This window comes from Pedobacter aquatilis (assembly GCF_030409415.1).
GTDB classification, from domain to species: domain Bacteria; phylum Bacteroidota; class Bacteroidia; order Sphingobacteriales; family Sphingobacteriaceae; genus Pedobacter; species Pedobacter aquatilis.
The window spans coordinates 1-22,172 of the sequence record NZ_JAUFPW010000005.1; the positions used below are offsets into that span (position 1 = coordinate 1).

The following is a 22,172-nucleotide window of genomic DNA, read 5'->3' on the forward strand; positions in this document are numbered from 1 at the left end:
GCCGAAGCACGCCTGTAAAGCAGAAAATTATAAAACAGATTGCTTCGTACCTCGCAATGACGGACATAATCCTCCCCCTTACCCCTCCAAAGGGGGATAGCGAGTTGCATATAAACTAGGAGCATAGGCATCCTGCTATCCTGCAGAATAGATTATAGAGAGAAAAGGATTAAAATTTTGCTATCATTTATCACAAGTCATTTCATTACTTTTGCATCTCCAAAACAAACCATGTTCAAACTTATTTTAAATACCTATAAATCATCATTCAGTGGCTTAAGCCGCGAAACCTGGCTGTTAAGCATCGTAATGATGTTTAACCGTTGCGGAAGCATGGCCGTACCATTTATGGGTTTATATGTAACGCAAAGTTTGCACCGCTCAGAAATTGATGCGGGTTTAATCATAACCCTATTTGGCGTTGGTTCTATTTTAGGTTCGGCCACTGGCGGTAAACTAACCGATATTATTGGTTTCAGACCCGTTCAAATCCTTTCGTCAATTATTGGTGGTTTATTATTCATATTATTTTCTACAATCACCCATTTTTCTACACTTTGTGTTTTGGCTGTCGTAATTAGTTTCTTCTCAGAAGCATTTCGTCCGGCAAATTTTACCGCCGTAGCACATTATGCCAAGGAAAGTACAATAACGCGTTCTTATTCGTTAAACCGACTTGCAGTTAACATTGGCTGGTCGGCAGGAATAAGTATGGCGGGAATAATTGCCTCGATAAACTACAAGCTGTTGTTTATTGTAGAAGGTGGTGTGAGTATTTTAGTAGGCTTAGCCATTTTATTTCTCCTGCCTCAAGTTAAAGATTTTATAAAAAAAGCGAAAGAAAACCGGAGCACAATGGTGATTTTAAAACCTTGGCAAGATGGATTTTATGTTAGATTTATACTTTTGACCACACTTTTTATTACTTGCGCTTTCCTGATGTTTAGGGTAGTTCCGGTGTTTTTTAAAGAGCAATGGCACATAGACGAATTTGCCATAGGCATAATTATAGGCTTAAACGGCGCTATAATTGCCTTGTTCGAAATGATTATGATTAATAAAATCGAAAAGAAAAGGTCGCCAATGTTTTTCATAATAATCGGTTCGGTTTTCTTTGCAGTTTCTTATTTGCTACTTAGTGCACCAATAATTTTTCATGTATTTACGGCCGTACTCACCATTGTAACTTTTACCATTGGCGAAATGTTTGTACTTCCCTTTATAAATACGGTAGTGATTAGTAGAAGCAACGAGCACAACAGAGGTTTATATGCCGCAGGTTATACGTTGAGTTGGAGTTGCGCACAAGTGGTTGGGCCAATGGCAGGATTTTTTATCGCAAAGCACTTTAGCTATAATTGGCTCTGGTTCGGATTGGCATGCATCCTTTTAATCTGCGCTTACGGTTTTAGCTTGCTGGATAAAAAACAGGCAAATAGCATCGTAGCAAATTAATTAAAGTCAGTTTTTAAACAGGCTAAAAACTGACCTTAAATTATTTATTTAACCTTTTGGGCTTTTACACCTTCGTTAGTAATTTTTACCGGAAGGATATTTCCATCTGCATCAAATTTCATTTCATCGATACAGGTAACACGATGATTTCCATTAGTTTCTGTTAAGGGACGGCGGTGGTAAACAATGTGATAAGAATTCTTTTTCTCGTTAATAATTACAGAGTGATGTCCTGCTCCTCTTGCAATTGCCGCATCTTGCTCTAAAATTTTACCAACTCTTTTAAATGGACCAAATGGCGAATCGCTAACCGCATAGGCTACACAATAATCCGGACCAGTCCAGCCACCTTCGCTCCACATAAAATAATATTTGCCATTTCTTATAAACATATAAGGTCCTTCAACGTATTTATCTGGTGTAATTTCTTTAAAAGTTGTACCATCCTCAAAAGGCACAAAACCTGTGAAATCGTTATTCAACTTGGCAATATTGCAATGCTTCCAGCCACCATAAATTAGGTAGTACTGTCCATCCTTATCTTTAAACACAAACTGGTCAATTGGCTGTGCACCATTGTAAAACTTATCTACAAGCGGCTTGCCTAAATGGTCTTTAAATGGTCCCTCAGGTTTATCAGCAACTGCAACACCAATGCCGCCAACTTCGTTATCACTTTGAATATCATTTGCACCAAAAAACAAATAGTATTTTTTATCTTTTTCTACAATTGCAGGCGCCCACATCGCTTTATTAGCCCATTTAACTGCAGCTGTATCTAAAACTTTTGGATGTTTTTTCCAGGTAACCAGGTCTGTTGAAGAAAAAGCATCTAAAAAAACCTGTTCTTTGTACTTTGCAGAATAAGTTGGATAAACCCAATACTTATTATTAAAAATAGCCGCTTCTGGATCTGCGTACCAACCTTCAAAAATTGGGTTTCCCGATTGCTTAATCGATTTAGTACTTTGCGCAAAAGAGGTGCTCGCTACGAAAAGTAAAAGAGATGGGATTATGTATTTCATGAGCACAATTTAAAAAAAAATTAACCAAAAACGACTTTTCTTTTTTTGGAAAGCAGTTGCAGTGCTAATCGGTCAGTCCAGCCCCGCCCCCATTTCAAATCTTTCCCGATTAAAAAAATCGGTAAAGGATTTTACATTCAGGTCGGGTTTAGGCGGCTTGGTTTGTTTAGCTATGAAAGTTTTGCAGAGCGCCCTATATTCTAAACATTAAATAACCATCCCTTGCCCCTCCTAAATTAGGAGGGGAGTAGAATGTGCTTTTAGCGATTTTTGAGTAACCATTATTGGTTGCAAATTATTCAATGAGCAGAGAATTAATTTTAATGCATAGCATAACTCCCCTCCTTATTTTCAAAGAAAGGTGCGGTGGTTTTCTGCTTAAAAATAACTTAGTAAATAAGAATCTAAAAGGTTGGGTAAGTTTTACCTTAGCTTATAATCTTTTATAAAGCTATGGCAATATTTAAGTACCCCGCCCCTCCTAAATTAGGCGAGGCATTTCCCATCAAAGTTTAAAATCCTCCCCCTGCCCCCTCCAAAGGGGGATAGCATGGCGCACTATCTTCCCATTTCAGGCGGCTGTGCGCCAATTCTTCTGTAAAGTTACCTTTGGCGGATTGGGAGTTTATTTTGCTATGAAAGTTTTACCTTAAATTATAAACCTGATAGGAATGGAAATACTTTTTGTTGCTGATCCTCGACAAGCTCAAACTGACAATAACAAAAAGATTGAAATGGATAGCAGGGCTGCAGCACCTATGAAAAACTGAATTGTCATTTCCAAAAAAATCCCTGTCAATTAAAAAATAAACAGGGATTTTAATATATAACTGAAGTTATTCTATTTGCTTAATTCAGCAAAATATTTGTGGAACAATGGCAATGTTTCGATGCCTTTGTAATAATTGTAAATATCATATTTCTCGTTTGGCGAATGCAATGCATCGCTATCTAAACCAAAGCCAAAAAGCACGGATTTGATGCCCAACACATCTTCAAAAAGGGCTACAATTGGAATAGAACCGCCACCACGAGTTGGAATTGCTGTTTTACCAAAACTATCTTCAATTGCTTTTTCTGCAGCTTTGTAAGCAATGCTATCGGTTGGTGTTACTACTGGCTCGCCACCATGATGAGGTTTAACGGTAACTTTTACATTTTTCGGCGCAATGCTTTCGAAATGTTTAGCAAAAATTTCTGAAATCTCGTCTGAACTTTGATTTGGAACCAAACGCATAGAAATTTTAGCATTTGCCTTACTTGGCAGAACCGTTTTAGCGCCTTCGCCAATGTAACCGCTCCAAATTCCATTAACCTCTAAAGTTGGACGAGTACCTGTACGCTCTAAAGTAGAATAACCTTTTTCGCCCCAAACCTCTTCAATATCCAAATCTTGTTTATACTCCGTTTCATCGTAAGGTGCAGAATTTAAAGCCTTCTTCTCTTCATCTGTTAATTCGATTACTTTATCATAGAAAGCGGGAATGGTAATATGGTTGTTTTCATCGTGTAATGAAGCAATCATTTTGCAAAGAATAGTTGCCGGATTCGCTACTGCGCCACCATAAACGCCAGAATGTAAGTCGCGGTTCGGACCAACAACTTCAACTTCCATGTAAGCTAATCCACGTAAACCAGTTTCGATTGATGGATGTTCCATGCTAATCATCGAAGTATCAGAAATTAAAACAACATCAGCTTTTAAACGCTCTGCATTGGCTTTAACAAAAATACCAAGATTTGCCGAACCCACTTCCTCCTCTCCTTCTATCATAAATTTAACGTTGCAAGCCAAAGTATTCGTTTGCATCATTAATTCAAATGCTTTTACATGCATGTAAAACTGTCCTTTATCATCGCAAGCGCCACGAGCATAAATTTTGCCATCACGAACAGTAGGCTCAAACGGAGGTGTATGCCATAATTCTAATGGGTCTGCAGGTTGAACATCGTAATGACCATACACTAATACCGTAGGCAAAGATGAATCGATTATTTTTTCTCCATAAACAATTGGATATCCGGCAGTTTGGCAAATTTCTACATTATCTGCACCTGCATCTTTTAATTTTTGAGCTACATAATCGGCCGTTTTTAACACATCACCTTTGTATTTTGGGTCGGCACTAACTGATGGAAAACCTAGTAATTCAAACAATTCGTCTAAAAAACGTTGTTTGTTTGCTTCTACATAATTTTTAATTTCTTGCATAACAAAATGAATTTCGACAAATATAGGATTTATGCAACAGAACTAATAGCGCCATACTTCAAATCAAAATTTGACAAATATCAATAGCTTTGTAAGCTAAAAGCTACAGAAATTTTAGTGTTTTGATGAATTAAATTATATTTGTAACCAATTGTGGTAACCCTATGACTACAATTATTTGTAACAATTTTATTAGTACAAAACATCGTCCCGAGAAACATTTTATTGACCAATTACAGTTTAAATGCTTATTAAAATAAGCTTGGATTTGATATTTTTTACTATGAAAAAATTTTTCCTATTTGTCTCTATTATTTTTTTATCAAAGTTAACATCCGCTCAAATAACCTATCAATCAGGAAGTTACGGAAAACAGAAACAGAAGCAATACACTGTAATTAGTGGTAATTTGCTTGATAAATTTAGTAAAAATGGCTTCAATTGGTTTCTAATTCAAAGCAAAGGTAAGGTATATACAATCAATGTTGTGGATTCAACATCATACAAAAACCAGGAGCGCCAAAAGTGGATTGTGCTTAATAATTGCTTTCCAATTGAAACGGAAAAGTCAAATATGAAATACTAATAAAATATTTCGGTGCTTTTTGGTAGATTGCAGCCTGTAAAATTAAATAAAATCTCCACACAGACTATCATCAATGAAATTAGGCGCAATTTTTACTTATGCTTTGCTTCTAGTTTCTTTTGTTTTACCCCACTGTGTTTCCGCACAAACTGGCGTAGGTGTTAGTTGCCCAGAGGCAGCACAATACTATTCTAAAGACAGTATAAACATCGTTACTTTTGGAGCCAGCACAGTTGAAGGTGTTAGAGGCCTAAGTTTTCAGCCTTTGCTCGAAAATAATTTCGCCAACTGTTATACCGGTAAAACAATTAGCATTACAAACCATGGTATTGGCGGACAAACAACACGCCAGGGATTACTTAGAATAGATAATGCTATTCAAAACAGAACAGGTTTTATTGTTCTAAATATGGGTATAAATGACGCCATCGCCATGTCTCGTGGCATTGGAAGTGTGGCAGAAACTACAGAACACATGCGTTTGTTAATAACCACAAGCTTAAAGCAAAAGCTGGTTCCAATATTATGTACTTTGCAATTTGTAGATGACCGAACCACAAGAGAATACGTTCCTATTAATACTAATATTAGAAACATAAATTTAGCCTACAGAAGACTTGCAGCAGAGTACAAAATATATCTGGCGGATGTTAATGCTGCGATGAGAAGAGATTTTTCGCTTTATCAGGATCCTTTTCACCCAAATGCAAGGGGCTACCGGCTAATAAGTTATGTAATTTTTGATGCTATAAATAAAGCTATTTTTGATAGGTTTTTGAAGTTTGTAGTTACCCAAAATTATCCAAATCCAGCTTCAACACAAACTTTTATTGATGTTGTTTTGCCAGAACCTGATAAGATAAATGTACAGATTTTTGATATAATGGGTAGATTAACAAAAACCGTAGTTAACGAATACCTTAATACCGGTAAACATACTTTGGATATTAACACCACATCTTTTACTCCAGGTATCTATTTCTTTAAGATCTCATCAGATTCAGGGCAATACAATTCAGTTAAAAAATTTATTGTTTCCAGATAAGGTAATGCAATGTTTAACCTTTCTTAAAGTGTCATTATTCCCTTTATTTCGGCAGTTTGTTTATAGATAGCAATAACTTCATCTGCAGTTTCAACCTTTTTATTTATAGTTATTGAAACATATTTACCTGTTTTGGATGGTTGTTCAATAAACTCCTCGGTCGGAAAAATCTTGCGCAAATCTTCTACTTTATCTAAGCCACCTGTTATGATGAATTTGAAGCAATAAATACCAGGTAATTGCTGAACACTTTCTAACTTTTCTTTCAAATTAGCATAAATATCTGTACTCGTTCCTTCTGGTATATCTGTAAATTCTATATTCTTGTTTATATTTTTTTCTTCCATATAGAATACTTATCAAATTCCATTCCTAATCACTTAACATGTAATTTTGACATAATGCATGGCAACCATGAATAATTGTACTATTTTATTTTCCTTAAACCTTGGCGAAGCGGATACCGGCCTGAGCTTAAGGCCTGAAGGCGTATGAGCAAAGCAAAGGACTGCTGTTGCTATGACATACATGTTTTGCTTTTCAAAAGATTTTAACGGCTATTTCTCAACAATTTGTTTAATGCGCATTGGATTTATTATTTTTGAAGCTTGTAAAAACAGGAGCCAATTTGGATTATTTAGAAGGATTAAACCCACAGCAAAGAGCAGCAGTTGAGAATACAAAAGGACCGGTAATGATTGTTGCGGGTGCAGGTTCGGGAAAAACGAGGGTAATTACTTATCGCGTTGCACACCTTATACAAAGTGGAACGGATGCATTTAATATTTTAGTTTTAACCTTTACCAACAAAGCCAGTAAAGATATGCGTGAGCGTATTAGTAAGGTGGTTGGTGCAGAAGCTAAAAACATTTGGATGGGCACATTTCACTCTGTTTTTGCTAAAATTTTACGTGTTGAAGCAGAAAAAATCGGCTATCCGAATAACTTTACCATTTACGATACCGATGATAGTAAAAGTGTATTGCGTGCAATTTTGAAAGAAATGCAATTAGACGATAAACTTTATGCGGTTAACTTCGTTTTTGGCAGGATTTCATCGGCTAAAAACAACTTGATTTCTTGGGGAGAATACCAATCTAACGACCAAATACAGGCAGAAGATATTCAGAATAAGCGTCCGCTAATTGGGCAGATTTACGAGCAATATGCTAAGCGTTGCTTTAGGGCTGGTGCAATGGACTTTGATGATTTACTGTTCAAAACCAATATTTTACTTAAAGAACATCCTGATGTTTTGAATAAATACCAGCAAAAATTCAGGTATTTAATGGTGGATGAGTATCAGGATACCAACTTTTCGCAGTACACAATTGTTAAAAAACTGGCCGCAGCTTATCAAAACATTTGCGTTGTGGGCGATGATGCGCAAAGTATTTATGCTTTCAGAGGTGCAAACATTCAAAACATTTTAAATTTTGAGCGCGATTATCCGGATTTAAAGGTTTACAAACTGGAGCAGAATTATCGTTCTACACAGAATATTGTTGATGCCGCAAGTAGCATCATTGCCAATAATAAAAATCAGCTGGAGAAAAATGTTTTCTCCGAAAATCCTGAGGGCGATAGAATTAAGGTTTCGAGAGCCTTTACAGATAATGAAGAAGGTAAATTGGTTGCCGAATCTATTGTTCAGGAGCGTAGCTTAAAGGGTTATGATTACCATGATTTCGCCATTTTGTATCGTACAAATGCTCAAAGTAGGGCCATGGAGGAATCGTTGAGAAAGCTTAATGTTCCTTACAAAATATATGGTGGTTTATCATTCTACCAACGTAAGGAGATTAAGGATTTAATTGCATACATCCGTCTAACTTTTAATCCGAAGGATGAAGAAGCGATAAAACGTGTAATCAACTATCCAAAACGTGGTATTGGAGATACATCAATAGATAAAATTATTGTTGCTGCCGACCAGCATGATAAAACCATGTGGGATGTGATTTCGAATGCGCACATGTATGTTGATGGTCGTTTGGCTAACCAGCTTAACGATTTCTCGATGATGATACAGAGTTTTGCTGCTGAAGCTAAAAAACTTGATGCCTACGAAACCGCTTTATTTATTGCACAACATGCTGGTATTTTGAAAGAATTATACAGTGATGATAGCGTTGAAGGCAGAAGCAGATATGAAAACATTCAGGAGTTGTTAAATGGTATTAAAGAGTTTGCCGAGCGTGAAGATATTGAGGAAAAAGGCCTTGATATTTTTATGCAGGATGTTGCGCTTTTAACCAATGATGATAAGGATGGCGATAAAAATAAGGATACGGTTTCTTTAATGACGATTCACTCGGCCAAAGGTTTAGAATTTAAAAATGTATTTATTGTTGGTTTGGAAGAGAATCTTTTCCCATCGCAAATGTCGGTCAATTCGCGTTCTGATTTGGAAGAAGAACGCAGGTTGTTTTATGTAGCCATTACCCGTGCAGAGATAAAATTAACCATTACTTATGCGACATCGCGTTACCGTTGGGGAACTTTAACCAACTGCGAACCGAGTCGTTTTATCAATGAGATTAATCCTAAGTTTTTAGAACTGGATGTTAAACCCGCTTCGAAAAGTGGATTTTTAGAAGGGAGTTTTGATGATGAACGCAAAAGCTGGACATCACAGCCAAGAGATTTTTTCAGTAAACCTAAACCGGCAAGTGCAACAACATCTGCCCCACCCGTTCGCCCAAAAACAACGTCATTACTTGCAAAGGCACATGTTCCAACACCAGGCTTTGCACCATCGCAACCACACGAATTTCAAAATGGTATGGAAGTAGAGCATGAAAAGTTCGGTTTTGGAAAGATTATAAGCCTGGAAGGTAGTTTGCCTGATGTAAAAGCTACTGTATTTTTCCAAGGACTGGGCAATAAGCAGTTGCTGTTGAAATTTGCAAAACTTATGATTGTGAAGTAGGTTTATAATAGAGCCACAGATTTTCAGATTATTTTTATAATTAATAGTAAAGCACAGAGATTTTCTTTGTGCTTTTTTTATTTTAAAGCTTCTAGGCTAAATAAAAATTCCATGGCAAGGTTATTTTTCTTGCCACGGAAACACTAAATACACGGAAATAAGATTGTAATCAATGCGCTAAAAGAATGAGAGATTTAGATGAGATAAATAATTCCGTGTTTCAGTGGCAACTTTTTCTTCGCCATAGGCAAGGAAATAAGGTTCAAGATAAATCTGTAAATCTGTGGATAAAGAAAAATTCTGTGTGCTCCATGGCAAGGTTATTTTTTTTGCCACGGAAACACTAAATACACGGAAATAAGATCGTAGTCAATGCGCTAAAAGAATAAAAGATTTAGATGAGATAAATAATTCCGTGTCTTCCGTGTTTCGGTGGCAACTTTTTCTTCGCCATAGGCAAGGAAATAAGGTTCAAGATAAATCTGTAAATCTGTGGCTAAAGAAAAATTCTGTGTGCTCCATGGCAAGGTTATTTTTTTTGCCACGGAAACACTAAATACACGGAAATAAGATTGTAATCAATGTGCTAAAAGAATAAAAGATTTAGATGAGAAAAATAATTCCGTGTCTTCCGTATTTCAGTGGCAACTTTTTCTTAGCCATAGGCAAGAAAATAAGGTTCAAGATAAATCTGTAAATCTGTGGCTAAAGAAAAATTCTCTGTGCTCCATGGCAAGCTTACTTTTTTTGCCACGGAAACACTGAATACACAGAAATAAGATTGTAATCAATGCGCTAAAAGAATAAAAGATTTAGATGAGATAAATAATTCCGTGTCTTCCGTGTTTCAGTGGCAACTTTTTCTTAGCCATAGGCAAGAAAATAAGGTTCAAGATAAATCTGTAAATCTGTGGCTAAAGAAAAATTCTGTGTGCTCCATGGCAAGGTTATTTTTTTTTGCCACGGAAACACTAAATACACGGAAATAAGATTGTAATCAATGCGCTAAAAGAATAAAAGATTTAGATGAGAAAAATAATTCCGTGTCTTCCGTGTTTCAGTGGCAACTTTTTCTTAGCCATAGGCAAGAAAATAAGGTTCAAGATAAATCTGTAAATCTGTGGCTAGAGAAAAATTTTGTGTGCTCCATGGCAAGCTTACTTTTTTTGCCACGGAAACACTAAATACACGGAAATAAGATTGTAATCAATGCGCTAAAAGAATAAAAGATTTAGATGAGATAAATAATTCCGTGTCTTCCGTGTTTCAGTGGCAACTTGTTCTTAGCCATAGGCAAGGAAATAAGGTTCAAGATAAATCTGTAAAACTGTGGCTAAAGAAAAATTCTGTGTCCTCCATGGCAAGCATATTTTTTTTGCCACGGAAACACTGAATACACAGAAATAAGATTGTAATCAATGCGGTATAAGAATAAAAGATTTAGATGAGATAAATAATTCCGTGTCTTCCGTGTTTCAGTGGCAATTTTTTTTCGCCATAGGCAAGGAAATAAGGTTCCAGATAAATCTGTAAATCTGTGGCTAAAGAAAAATTCTGTGTGCTCCATGGCAAGCTTACTTTTTTTGCCACGGAAACACTGAATACACGGAAATAAGATCGCAGTCAATGCGCTAAAAGAATAAAAGATTTAGATGAGATAAATAATTCCGTGTCTTCCGTGTTCAGTGGCAACTTTTTATTCGCCATAGGCAAGGAAATAAGGTTCAAGATAAATCTGTAAATCTGTGGCTAAAGAAAAATTCTCTGTGCTCCATGGCAAGCTTACTTTTTTTGCCACGGAAACACTAAATACACGGAAATAAGATTGTAATCAATGCGCTAAAAGAATAAAAGATTTAGATGAGATAAATAATTCCGTGTCTTCCGTGTTTCAGTGGCAATTTTTTTTCGCCATAGGCAAGGAAATAAGGTTCAAGATAAATCTGTAAATCTGTGGCTAAAGAAAAATTCTGTGTCCTCCATGGCAAGCTTACTTTTTTTGCCACGGAAACACTAAATACACGGAAATAAGATTGTAATCAATGCGCTAAAAGAATAAAAGATTTAGATGAGAAAAATAATTCCGTGTCTTCCGTGTTTCAGTGGCAACTTTTTTTAATAATCTGTAAATCTGTGGCGAAACATTTACAATACCCACCTTGAAAACCATCGAAATAATCGTTAATATTGGTAGCTGCTTCCCAGTATTCAACCATGCAACTTACCAAGTTAGAGATTAAAGGTTTTAAGAGCTTTGGCGACAAAGTAACCATCAATTTTAATGAAGGTGTAACGGCTATTGTTGGTCCGAATGGTTGTGGAAAATCAAATGTAATTGATGCTATGCGTTGGGTTTTAGGCGAGCAAAGTACAAGGGCACTTCGTTCTGAAAAGATGGAGAACATTATTTTTAACGGAACAAAAAACAGGAAACAGGCACAACTTGCAGAGGTTTCCTTAAGCTTCGATAACACCAAAAATGTTCTGCCTACAGCTTATTCATCTGTAACCATCACCCGAAAATTATACCGCAATGGCGATAGTGAATATCGATTAAATGATGTTCAGTGCCGTTTAAAAGACATTACCGATTTATTTCTCGACACCGGCATTGGTTCAGACAGCTACTCGATCATCGAGCTTAAAATGGTTGATGAAATCATCTCAAATAAAGAAAACTCCCGCCGTTCGTTATTTGAGGAAGCTTCTGGAATTTCTAAATATAAGCTTAGAAAAAAGCAAACCTTTAATAAACTAAAAGATACTGAGGCAGATTTAGAACGTGTTGAAGATTTACTGTTTGAAATCGAAAAAAACCTTAAAACGCTTGAAAATCAAGCTAAAAAAGCAGAGCGATATTATAAACTAAAAGAGCAATATCGCGAACTAAGTGTACAACTTGCGGCGCATCGTATTTCCTTTTTCCGTACAGATTTAACTGCCCTAGAAACCCAGGAGCAAAATCAACAGGTTAGCCGAACCGAATTAAGCACACAAATAGATTTGGGCGAAGCTGGTTTGCAAAAACTAAAACTGGAAAGCATTAATCAGGAAAAAAACCTTTCCATACAGCAAAAAGCTACAAACGAATTTGTTTCTAAAATTCGTGCTTACGAGAGCGAAAAGAAAGTGAAAAATGAGCAGATGCGTTTTTTACAGGAAAAGGAAAACCGCTTATCTGCCGAACTTGAGAAAGATAAGAATCAGGTAAACCATGTAAAATACAACATCAAGCGACTTAACGAAGAAGTTTTAATTGAAACGGAAGTTTTTAACCGGGTTGAGGCTGATTTAAAAACGTTAAAAGCATCGCTTGATACACTTAGAGAACAGCAACAAACGGAGAAAAACCGGACAGATAACCTTATAAAATCAGTTAATGAGCTGCAAAGTCAGGTTTATGCTGCTCAAAAGGAAATCGATATTTTAAACATCCAGAAAGATGCCTTGGTACAGGAAACCAATAGAAATGTGGATGATACTGAAACGAAAAGCATGGAATTAAAGTCGTTTGACAATGCATTGGCAGAACTTGATATCCAGGTTAGGGAAAAACAGGCAACAATTAAAAATCTGACAGAAGCAGAAGAAATTTTAAAGGAAAAGCTAGCAAAATCTGAAGCTAATTTAAGTGCAAATAAAGAAAAGCTTAACGCAGAAAACCGTAAAAAAGACGCTAAGCAAAATGAATATAACCTTACTAAATCACTTGTAGATAGTTTGGAAGGCTTTCCGGAGTCGATACGATTCTTAAAAAAGAACAGTTCATTTTCAAAAAATGCATTACTCCTATCTGACATTTTATTTTGTGATGAAGATTATCGCATTGCGATTGAAAATTATCTGGAGCCGGTAATGAATCACTATGTGGTTGAAAAATATGCGGATGCCGTTCAGGCTATAAACCTGCTAACCGATGCAAGCAGAGGACGGGCAAATTTCTTCATACTGGAAAATATCCCTGATAAAAATGCTTCTGTAGACATTCAAGAAGGATTAATTTCTGCACTGGAAGTGATTGAGGTTGATAAAAAATATCAAAACCTTTGTAATTTATTACTTCAAAATGTATTTATTGTTATAAATGAGCAGGAAAATTTGTTTAAACAAAATGCCAGTTCTAACATTACAATTCTTGCAAAAAATGGAAAATATGCGCAAAGCAAATTTACATTATCTGGTGGTTCTGTGGGTTTATTTGAAGGTAAACGAATTGGACGGGCTAAAAATTTAGAAAATTTAGCTAAAGAAATCAAATCTTCAGAAACGCTTATAAATCAATACAACAACGTTATTTCTACTGAATCTGACAATATTTTCAGTTTAAAGGAAGCTTCAAAAGTTAATCAACTTGCGGTTTTACAACAAGAAATGAATCGTTTGAATAACGAACACATTTCTGTTCAAACCCGTAGAGACCAGTATCAGGAATTTATTACCACAAGCGAAAACAGGAAAACAGACATTGCTCAAAAAATTGTTTCGATTGAAAAATCACTATCCGAAAAGTTGCCTGCGCTGGTAGAACTGCAAAAAAATCAGCAGCAAGCACATTTAAACTTGCAAGATCAACAAGCCAATTATCAGGAAATTGCTGATTTGGTAAACGAATCGGCAACAAAATTTAATCAGGATAACATTCGATTTCACCAGCAGCAAAATAAGCTTTCGGGGTTAGAGAAAGATTTAGATTACCGCTTCGTTCAGGAAGAAGCCTTAAATAAACGAATTGCACAAAACGATAAAGAACTTCAGGAAACCTTAACCGAAATTACAAATACCTTACAACACACCGATTTGAGCGATGATACGCTTTTAGAAATGTATCAGCAACGCGAACAATTGGAAAAAGGCTTGGCCGAAGCTGAAAAAGAGTATTTTGACAGTAAGGGCAACATCAACGAAGTGGAAACAAACCTAACGACGTTGCGCAAAAATCGCGAAGAAACTGATTTCTTATTGACTGAATTAAAAGACAAGAAAAACACTTTAAAAATTGATTTAAACGCTTTAAAGGAGCGTTTAGCAGTCGAATTTAACATCGATATAAACGATTTATTAGAAACTGAAACCGAAATAACCGAATCGGAATTTGAGCTTAGACAAAAAGTAGAAAAGATGAAACGCCAACTAGATGAATTTGGCGCTATAAATTCGATGGCGATGGAAGCTTATCAGGAAATGGATGAACGTTATACTTTTATCCAAAATCAGAAAAAGGACTTAAATGCAGCTAAAACCGACCTTTTGCAAACCATCAAGGAAATTGATGATACCGCAAAAGAGAAATTTATGCAGGCATTTACGCAAGCTAGAGAACATTTTATTGTTGTATTCCGTTCATTATTTAACGATGAAGACAGTTGCGATTTAATTTTATCTGATACGGCAAGTCCATTGGAAGCCGATATAGACATTATTGCCCGACCAAAAGGTAAACGGCCCTTATCCATCAATCAATTATCAGGTGGCGAAAAAACGCTAACTGCAACCGCATTATTGTTTTCGCTCTACCTTTTAAAACCCGCTCCATTCTGTATTTTTGATGAGGTTGATGCACCACTAGATGATACGAATATTGATAAATTTAACAATATTATCCGTAAATTTTCAGACCAATCGCAGTTCATAATCGTTTCGCACAACAAGCGAACTATTGCCAGTACCGATATTATTTACGGCGTTACCATGGTAGAGCAAGGCGTTTCCAGGGTGGTTGCGGTAGATTTACGTGAAGTTGCGGCTTAGGTTTTAGTAAAAACTTCCTGCCATCGTCTTTGCGAGGAGGCTTTTTCAGCCGACGAAGCAATCTCATTCCAAAAATAATTAAGAAAGTAATGCCATCACATTTGGCGGTCTTTAGTCCTGCTGTACATTACAATCTTTTAAAACTTCTATCAAGCTGAGCAAAAAAGACATCTGTTTTATAGGTTGCAGCTGACAGGTTATTGAACGGGAGTGCTATTAAAAGTATTTTCATTTCCATCCCTTAGGTTTGTTAAAGATTTAAATTTGATAAAGAAAACCTTAAAAGCAGAGGTGAACTATGTTTCTGTCCAGACTTAAGATCTAGAACCTGTAACAGACCTCTGCTTTTTAGTTGAACAAGAACCATATAGAATTTTAGTCTAGGGGACTATTAAGGGATTCAGTTTTATTCAACTTTAGGCTTTCTAATCACTTAAACTGTAAAGTTATGAATTATGAACTATTTGTGGGAATAGATATTTCCAAATTAACTATTGACGTTGTTGCCTTTACTCGTAAAAACTTTACTGAATCCTCACACCATGTTTTCAATAACAGTTATGATGGCTTTAGCGAGATGCTGGAATGGCTTTCCCTCTATGACATTGCGCTTGATAATGTGCTTTTCTGTTGTGAGCATACCGGAGTTTACATTTGTCCGATAACCAGTTTTATGGATACCAAGGGGCTGTCTATTTGGGTAGAGAATGGATTGCACATCAAGCGCTCGATTGGTCTGAAACGTGGGAAATCTGATAAGGCGGATGCGCTTGCAATCGCACACTATGCTTTTTCAAATCAGCATAAGGTGCGTCCTTATCGACTTCCCTCGGCAACAACCTCAAAACTTAGACACCTCCTGGCTCACCGGGAACAACTGGTAAGGCACCAAACATCCCTGAAATGTACCAGTTCAGAACTTAAGGGCTTCGATGTTGATAATGCCGGCTATTGTATAGCCGATAGTAAGGAATTGCTCGCAGTATATGCAGAACGGATAAAAAAGGTGGATGTAGAGCTTACAAAAATAATAGAAGAAAATAAAGACCTAAACGAACAGTTCAACCTTGTAAAGAGTATCCACGGAATCGGTAAGCAAACCGCATTATTTATCCTGATTCACACAGAAGCCTTTACTGCATTTTCTTGTTACCGAAAGTTTGCAAGCTATTGCGGGGTAGCACCATTCCCGTATAGTTCGGGAACGAGCATAAGGGGAAGGAATAGAGTAAGTAGTCTGGCAAATAAAAAGTTAAAATCACTACTAACCATGTGTGCACTCAATACAATAAAAAAGGACAATGAGTTTAAGAGATACTACGACAGAAAAAAAGCTGAGGGGAAAAATTCCATGTGCGTACTGAATGTGATTAAGAACAAATTGCTAAGCAGGGCTTTTGCAGCAGTAAAAAGAGGAACGCCGTATCTTGCTGAACTGGCAGCTTGAGATAAAATCTAAAGTAATGCTTCTAAAAAAAAATCTGTCTTTTATTTGCATAAACCATAGAATACAGGTTTATTAACTCAATGCATTATAAAGAACAACGTTTTCCTTTCAATATCCCAATAATTAATATCTTTAAAAAAAATAAGCCAGCGCATTAAGATTGCTTCGTGCCTCGCAATGACGAAAATAAATAAAAAATGAAAATCCTTTACCTTATTCCCTTAGCCATCACGCTAAGCTGCTGCTCATCAGTAAAAAATCAAAACTCAACAGACCCTTCAAAATTAGATACACAATTATTGAAAGACGTTGAAGTTTTATCATCAGATGCTTACCAAGGTAGAAAAACCGGGACAAAAGGCGCTGAAATGGCAAGAGCTTACATTGTAGAAAGATTTCAGAAACTTGGCTTAAAATCCTATCCTCAAAATGTAAACTACGCACAAGAATTTTCCTTCAATTCTAGAGGTGGTGCAAAAGTTAACGGAACCAATATTATCGGCTATATTCCGGGCAAAAGTTCAAATATAATCGTTGTTTCAGCGCATTACGACCATTTAGGCGTGATAAAAGACGAAGTTTTTAATGGCGCAGATGATAATGCTTCAGGCTCTGCTGGCTTGCTAAAAATTGCAGCCTATTTTTCAAAACATAAACCAAATAACACTATAATTTTCGCTGCCTTTGATGCAGAAGAAATGGGGTTGCAAGGTGCAAAGGCATTTGTTGCCAATCCACCAGTGCCCATTCAAACCATAGCTGTAAACTTAAATATGGATATGATTGGCCATAGTGAAAAGGGAGAACTATATGTATCTGGAACTTTTAAAAATCCATATTTAAAAAAACATATTGATACCAATAGAAAAGATATTAAGGTAAGTTTAGGCCATGATGACCCTAAACTTGGCAGAGATGATTGGACTAACCAAAGCGACCAAGGTGCATTTAATGCAAAGAATATTCCTTTTCTTTATTTTGGTGTAGAAGACCATAAGGATTATCACAAAGCAACTGATGAATACGAAACCATTACAAAACAGTTCTTCAGTAATGCTGCAAATGTAGTTTTAGATGTTGTGAAGAGCATTGATGCTCAAACTGGTTTACAGCAAATATTAAAAGATAAAATGATTATGACAGACAATCCCCGAAAGCAAGAGAAGTTTTAATAATCACAAAAAAATAACATAAGACCTGCCCATTCAAGGCAGGTTTTTTTATGTCTGACATTTAAAAAAAGCAAATAAAAACACTGACAAACAACAACTTAAACAAAAACTATAAAAATAGTTTGCAAACTATAAAAATAGTAGTAACTTTAATCTAAGCAAACTATAAAAATAGTTAAGATGATAAAAGAACTTACAAAAGCAGAAGAACAGGTAATGCTTATTTTATGGGAAATGGGCGAAGCATTGGTTAAAGATGTTATTGAACGAATGGAAGAACCCAAACCCGCTTATAATACAGTATCAACGGTTATAAGGGTTTTAGAAGGCAAAGGTTTTGTGGATCATAAAGCGATTGGAAACACACACATCTACTTCCCTATTATAAATGAACCAGATTACAAGCGTTTTGCGCTTAATAAAGTGATGAACAATTACTTCGAAAACTCTTACGAAAGTTTGGTTTCTTTTTTAGTCAAGGATAAAAAAATGGGTGCTGAAGAATTAAATGAGATAATTAAACTCGCTGAAAAGCTTAAAGAACATAAATAATGAACTGGATATATTATTTACTCGAAGCCAATTTGTATCTATCAGTTTTTTACTTGTTTTACAGATTAGTGTTGCATAAAGAAACGTTTTACATAGCAAATCGTTTCTACTTACTTGGCTCAAGTGCTATAGCATTTTCATTGCCGTTTTTAAAAATTGGTTTTTTCTCTAAAGAAGTAGTACAACCACAACAATTTTATTATAAGCAGAGCGAAGTTCAAAATCCATTTTTTAGCTTAGAAAATGTGCTTATAATAATTTACGGATCTGTTGCAATCTTATTATTAATTAAACTTCTTTATGGGTTTAAGCGAATCATTTCACTAATTAAACAATATGATGTAAAACAGGAGAATGGCATCAAATTCATTGAATTATCAGATTCCAAAACTGCATTTTCTTTTTTTACGCTATTATTTATAGATCCAAACTTGCCACAAAAAAGTACAGTTATTAAGCATGAATTGGTTCACATTCATCAAAAACATAGCATTGACGTGATGATCTTTGAGATTTTACAAATCTTAAATTGGTTTAACCCGTTACTGTTTTTCTTGAAGAAGGACGTGAAACTTATTCACGAATATCTGGCGGATGAATCTACTGTTAATCAAAATATTGCGAAGTATGATTACGCAATGTTTTTGATTCAAAACACTTGCGATAAGCAAAATTTATCACTCATTAATCAAATATTCAACTCATCAATTTTAAAACAAAGAATCACTATGTTAAATCAAAAGAAATCGGCAAAATGGGCAAGGCTCAGATTGCTAATTGCGCTACCACTTGCAGGTGCCATGGTTTGCGCATCAACTATGGCTTTTACCAAAAATTATGGCGTTCTGGATTTATATCCTAAAACGAGCAGAAACATTTTTACCCCTAAACAAACTACACCTAAAAAAACAAAGGCTAAAGAAATTGTAATCGCCGAACCTGTAAAACAGCTTCCGCCACCGCCACCAATTGAGCCACAACCAGTAAAAAAATTAAAATATTCAACACCAAAGGCAACGGCCAACAAATCATTAAAATTAAAGATGGTTCCACCTCCACCGCCTTCGCCTCCTAAAGAACCAAAAGCTGCAAAAGGCGAAGTTTTAGAGATAAAATTAGCGCCACCACCGCCACCTGTTGAAAATAAAAACCTAAATGAGCATGTGGTTAAGGGTTACCCTGCCAAAGGTGTAAAACCAATTGCAAGGGCACCTAAATCTCAGGAAGAACTTAAGCCCATAAAAGTTGAAGGCTACAAATCTAACAGCAAACAAACTGTCAATCCGCCTCTTAATCCTACGCCAGCAAAGAAAAAGTACGATAAAGATGATGTTATTTACGGTGAAGTGATTCCTGGAACCTAATAAACTAATTCTACTGTGGTACGTAAACCACGTACTTAGTTTCAAAGAAATCTTCCTCAAAATAAACTGAAAGCGGATATAATTCCGCTTTCAGTTTTGATTCTTTTATCTCTTCTGTCAAATCGCCACCCTTTAAGTAGAGAATACCGTTTGCAATAGCATTTATCGATTCCTTCTTAAATTTCCCCTGAATCCAGGGATAAAATTCGCCCAAACGAGTAACTGCTCTGGAAACGATAAAATTGAATTTATCTTTAATTTGTTCAGCCCTTAAATGTTCGGCATTTAAATTTTCTAAGCCCAACGCTGAAGCAACTTCGTTTACAACCTTAATTTTTTTCCCGATAGAATCTACCAGATAAAACTGAGTATCAGGAAATAAGATGGCTAAAGGAATACCAGGAAACCCGCCACCTGTACCAACATCAAGCACACTTTCGCCCTTTTTAAATGTACAAACCTTTGCAATACCTAAGGAGTGTAATACATGACGTTCATAAAGTTCTTCAATATCCTTTCTGGAAATTACATTGATTTGTGCATTCCAATGGCTATACAAATCGAACAATTGAGAAAATTGCGCAATTTGTTTTTCTGATAAATCAGGAAAATACTTTAGGATGATGTCAGGCTTTACTTCGCTCATTGTTAAAAATTTAATGCTGATTTTGAAGATCGTAATTCCAAAATCTAAAATCGTGTATACGTTTTATTTCCAGTTTACTTTTTTCTTTCCGAATATAGATAGAAAGCCGTTTAAGGTTAAAAAGAAGAACAAAAGTATATCTAAAATCGGGAACCACCAACGTAAATCGCTATAATTTAAACGCTTTAGTAGTTTTGGATAAATCAGGCATCTAATAATAATGCTCAACAATAATATTCCACCTGATACATATTTAGCTTCTATACTAAAAAACATGCAAGCCGCAAATGCCGCATAAAAGAGAAACTGAAAAATGATTTGAAAAGTCAGTATAAATTTATGCTTTGGCTTATAAAATTTCCCCGCCCCAAAATGACGTTTTTTTTGACGAAGATAACCAGACAGACTTGTATTTGGTTCGCTCCAAACCTGACTTTCTTTATTAATTCTGATTGCTGTATTGTTTCTATTAGCATGAGCATTCACAAATAAGTCATCATCGCCAGAAGGTATATGCATGTGTGCCGCAAAGCCTTTGTTCTTAAAAAATAATGATTTTTTGTAGGCCATGTTTCTGCCAACCCCCATGTACGGCATGCCTTTTAAAGCAAAAGCAAGATAATTTACAGCTGTAAAAAATGTTTCGAAGCGAATTAGCGCATTCAAAAAGCTGCGTTTTTTTAAGTAGGGTGAGTAACCAAGCACAATTTCTATATTTTCATCGGCAGGTTTTTGCATACACATTAACCAATTATCACTTTCAGGCACACAATCAGCATCTGTAAAAACTAACCAATCATATTTAGCAGCCTTTATTCCCATTGTTACGGCAAACTTCTTACCAGCAATAAACTTGTCGTTATCTAAAATTTTTACAACTTTCAGATTAGCATATTGCTGCTCCAAACCTTCAAGAAACTCCTCCGTTCCATCCCAAGATCTGTCATTTACAACAACAACCTCAAATTCAGCATAATTTTGATTGAAAATTGCAGGTAAATATTTCTGCAGATTATTAATCTCATTGCGAGCGCATATAACTACACTAATTGGCACTTTGGCAACATCTGGCACTTCTTCAACACTTACATTTGCAAGCTTTAAATGAACAAAGAGCACATAATATAATTGGATGATCAGGCAGAAAGCAAAAAAAGAAATCAAACAGATTTCGACTAGGGTTAGTATCACAACGTTAAAATAAGCAGGCGCAAATTTCTAATTTTAAATCTGCAATATTATCTTTTTTTAAAAAAAACGTAAATAAAATTATTAAAGTGAAACTGCTGCAATGTCTGGTACACCAGCTTGCTGTGCAGTTGTAACCAATTGTTGTTTTTGCTCAGCCGATAATTTACCGGATTGTTTAATAATTTGTGCTATCATACTATTATTATACATAAAACTCAAAATCCAATTTCGCTTATCATCTGCTGATAATTTAGATATTTGTTTTTTAACACCATCTTTTGCCAAATTATTTTTAATCGCATTACGAAGATTTAAAACTTTCTGCTTATCTGTTTTAGTTTCATGATACATCTCCCAATTCCAAGCAATACCTGTAGCAATAATATCTGAAATATAGGTGTCTTTAAAACCCAGTTCTCTGGATCGCATCATAAAATGATACATGGTGCGTGTGCTAGATAAAAAACTCCTTATTTTTCCTTTATCAGATTTTTTATCTTTCGCTAAAAGTGAATTTAGAATCTTATCCTCAAAACCACGATAATCGCTGAAACCTAGATAAATATAATCTGTATTATTTGATTTAGCTGTTGCTTTACCATTGCTATTATTAAAAGCGTTACTCATTACGCTCTGACTTAGAGCAGTGTAGCCATGCCCCATACCCAAACTTAAAGTTGCTGATGCATCATATTGAGCCTGGCTATTTAAAGTACTTAGAAGGATAAAAAGCAGGAGAAAACTGAATTTACTATAATGTTGCATAGATTTTTTGATGATTAAAATTATATAACACA

15 protein-coding genes are annotated in these 22,172 nt (G+C 35.6%); 9 read left to right on the forward strand and 6 right to left on the reverse strand.

Annotation, left to right across the window (positions count from 1 at the left end):
- The first annotated feature begins 231 nt into the window (after positions 1–231).
- A complete protein-coding gene (locus QWY86_RS00860) occupies positions 232–1,455 on the forward strand; it encodes an MFS transporter (protein ID WP_290237661.1) in 1,224 nt (407 codons plus the stop codon).
- Between the two features lie 44 nt (positions 1,456–1,499).
- On the opposite strand, the gene QWY86_RS00865 is transcribed toward QWY86_RS00860, so the two are convergent.
- Both QWY86_RS00865 and QWY86_RS00870 read right to left on the reverse strand, forming a co-directional pair.
- Positions 1,500–2,480 (reverse strand): glycoside hydrolase family 43 protein, encoded by a 981-nt coding sequence (locus tag QWY86_RS00865; RefSeq protein WP_290237663.1) that lies wholly within the window; start codon positions 2,478–2,480, stop codon positions 1,500–1,502.
- Between the two features lie 841 nt (positions 2,481–3,321).
- Complete coding sequence (locus tag QWY86_RS00870; protein WP_290237665.1) at positions 3,322–4,692, reverse strand: dipeptidase; 1,371 nt, start codon at positions 4,690–4,692, stop codon at positions 3,322–3,324.
- A gap of 283 nt (positions 4,693–4,975) precedes the next feature.
- Here QWY86_RS00870 and QWY86_RS00875 point away from each other — a divergent pair, with 283 nt between their 5' ends.
- Together QWY86_RS00875 and QWY86_RS00880 are read left to right on the forward strand one after the other, a co-directional pair.
- Positions 4,976–5,278 (forward strand): hypothetical protein, encoded by a 303-nt coding sequence (locus QWY86_RS00875; RefSeq protein ID WP_290237667.1) that lies wholly within the window; start codon positions 4,976–4,978, stop codon positions 5,276–5,278.
- A gap of 73 nt (positions 5,279–5,351) precedes the next feature.
- Complete coding sequence (locus QWY86_RS00880) at positions 5,352–6,323, forward strand: SGNH/GDSL hydrolase family protein (protein ID WP_290237669.1); 972 nt, start codon at positions 5,352–5,354, stop codon at positions 6,321–6,323.
- Positions 6,324–6,346: 23 nt separating this feature from the next.
- Here the strand turns inward: QWY86_RS00880 and QWY86_RS00885 are convergent, their stop codons facing one another.
- Positions 6,347–6,670 (reverse strand): DUF493 family protein, encoded by a 324-nt coding sequence (locus QWY86_RS00885; RefSeq protein ID WP_290237671.1) that lies wholly within the window; start codon positions 6,668–6,670, stop codon positions 6,347–6,349.
- A gap of 281 nt (positions 6,671–6,951) precedes the next feature.
- On the opposite strand from QWY86_RS00885, the gene QWY86_RS00890 reads away from it, so the two are divergent.
- From QWY86_RS00890 to QWY86_RS00915, 6 genes are all read left to right on the forward strand, one after another.
- On the forward strand, positions 6,952–9,255 hold the full coding sequence (locus QWY86_RS00890; RefSeq protein WP_290237673.1) for an ATP-dependent helicase: 2,304 nt from the start codon (positions 6,952–6,954) through the stop codon (positions 9,253–9,255).
- A gap of 2,214 nt (positions 9,256–11,469) precedes the next feature.
- Entirely contained in the window at positions 11,470–15,003 is a 3,534-nt protein-coding gene (smc, locus tag QWY86_RS00895; RefSeq protein ID WP_290237674.1) for a chromosome segregation protein SMC, read from the forward strand.
- Between the two features lie 448 nt (positions 15,004–15,451).
- Positions 15,452–16,450 (forward strand): IS110 family RNA-guided transposase, encoded by a 999-nt coding sequence (locus tag QWY86_RS00900; RefSeq protein ID WP_290237676.1) that lies wholly within the window; start codon positions 15,452–15,454, stop codon positions 16,448–16,450.
- A 197-nt stretch (positions 16,451–16,647) separates the two neighbouring features.
- Positions 16,648–17,622: a M28 family peptidase gene (locus tag QWY86_RS00905; protein WP_290237678.1), complete on the forward strand. Its 975-nt coding sequence runs from the start codon at positions 16,648–16,650 to the stop codon at positions 17,620–17,622.
- Positions 17,623–17,802: 180 nt separating this feature from the next.
- Positions 17,803–18,174: a BlaI/MecI/CopY family transcriptional regulator gene (locus QWY86_RS00910; protein ID WP_290237679.1), complete on the forward strand. Its 372-nt coding sequence runs from the start codon at positions 17,803–17,805 to the stop codon at positions 18,172–18,174.
- Positions 18,174–19,538, forward strand: a complete 1,365-nt coding sequence (locus QWY86_RS00915) for a M56 family metallopeptidase (RefSeq protein ID WP_290237682.1) — start codon at positions 18,174–18,176, stop codon at positions 19,536–19,538. The genes QWY86_RS00910 and QWY86_RS00915 overlap by 1 nt, the downstream gene beginning before the upstream one ends.
- 10 nt (positions 19,539–19,548) lie before the next feature.
- On the opposite strand, the gene rsmG is transcribed toward QWY86_RS00915, so the two are convergent.
- The 3 genes from rsmG to QWY86_RS00930 form a co-directional block, all read right to left on the reverse strand.
- Positions 19,549–20,184: a 16S rRNA (guanine(527)-N(7))-methyltransferase RsmG gene (rsmG, locus tag QWY86_RS00920; RefSeq protein ID WP_290237685.1), complete on the reverse strand. Its 636-nt coding sequence runs from the start codon at positions 20,182–20,184 to the stop codon at positions 19,549–19,551.
- Between the two features lie 63 nt (positions 20,185–20,247).
- The gene (locus tag QWY86_RS00925) at positions 20,248–21,348 is read right to left on the reverse strand and encodes a glycosyltransferase (RefSeq protein WP_290237687.1); all 1,101 of its coding nucleotides are present in this window, start codon (positions 21,346–21,348) and stop codon (positions 20,248–20,250) included.
- A gap of 108 nt (positions 21,349–21,456) precedes the next feature.
- Positions 21,457–22,140, reverse strand: a complete 684-nt coding sequence (locus QWY86_RS00930) for a hypothetical protein (protein WP_290237689.1) — start codon at positions 22,138–22,140, stop codon at positions 21,457–21,459.
- Positions 22,141–22,172: the final 32 nt, after the last annotated feature.

What these genes read in the sequence shown, in the direction of transcription:
- QWY86_RS00860 (WP_290237661.1), top strand. Translation starts at nt 232, where the DNA reads ATGTTCAAACTTATTTTAAATACCTATAAATCATCATTCAGTGGCTTA.
- QWY86_RS00865 (WP_290237663.1), bottom strand. Translation starts at nt 2,480, where the DNA reads ATGAAATACATAATCCCATCTCTTTTACTTTTCGTAGCGAGCACCTCT.
- QWY86_RS00870 (WP_290237665.1), bottom strand. Translation starts at nt 4,692, where the DNA reads ATGCAAGAAATTAAAAATTATGTAGAAGCAAACAAACAACGTTTTTTA.
- QWY86_RS00875 (WP_290237667.1), top strand. Translation starts at nt 4,976, where the DNA reads ATGAAAAAATTTTTCCTATTTGTCTCTATTATTTTTTTATCAAAGTTA.
- QWY86_RS00880 (WP_290237669.1), top strand. Translation starts at nt 5,352, where the DNA reads ATGAAATTAGGCGCAATTTTTACTTATGCTTTGCTTCTAGTTTCTTTT.
- QWY86_RS00885 (WP_290237671.1), bottom strand. Translation starts at nt 6,670, where the DNA reads ATGGAAGAAAAAAATATAAACAAGAATATAGAATTTACAGATATACCA.
- smc (WP_290237674.1), top strand. Translation starts at nt 11,470, where the DNA reads ATGCAACTTACCAAGTTAGAGATTAAAGGTTTTAAGAGCTTTGGCGAC.
- QWY86_RS00900 (WP_290237676.1), top strand. Translation starts at nt 15,452, where the DNA reads ATGAATTATGAACTATTTGTGGGAATAGATATTTCCAAATTAACTATT.
- QWY86_RS00905 (WP_290237678.1), top strand. Translation starts at nt 16,648, where the DNA reads ATGAAAATCCTTTACCTTATTCCCTTAGCCATCACGCTAAGCTGCTGC.
- QWY86_RS00910 (WP_290237679.1), top strand. Translation starts at nt 17,803, where the DNA reads ATGATAAAAGAACTTACAAAAGCAGAAGAACAGGTAATGCTTATTTTA.
- QWY86_RS00915 (WP_290237682.1), top strand. Translation starts at nt 18,174, where the DNA reads ATGAACTGGATATATTATTTACTCGAAGCCAATTTGTATCTATCAGTT.
- rsmG (WP_290237685.1), bottom strand. Translation starts at nt 20,184, where the DNA reads ATGAGCGAAGTAAAGCCTGACATCATCCTAAAGTATTTTCCTGATTTA.
- QWY86_RS00930 (WP_290237689.1), bottom strand. Translation starts at nt 22,140, where the DNA reads ATGCAACATTATAGTAAATTCAGTTTTCTCCTGCTTTTTATCCTTCTA.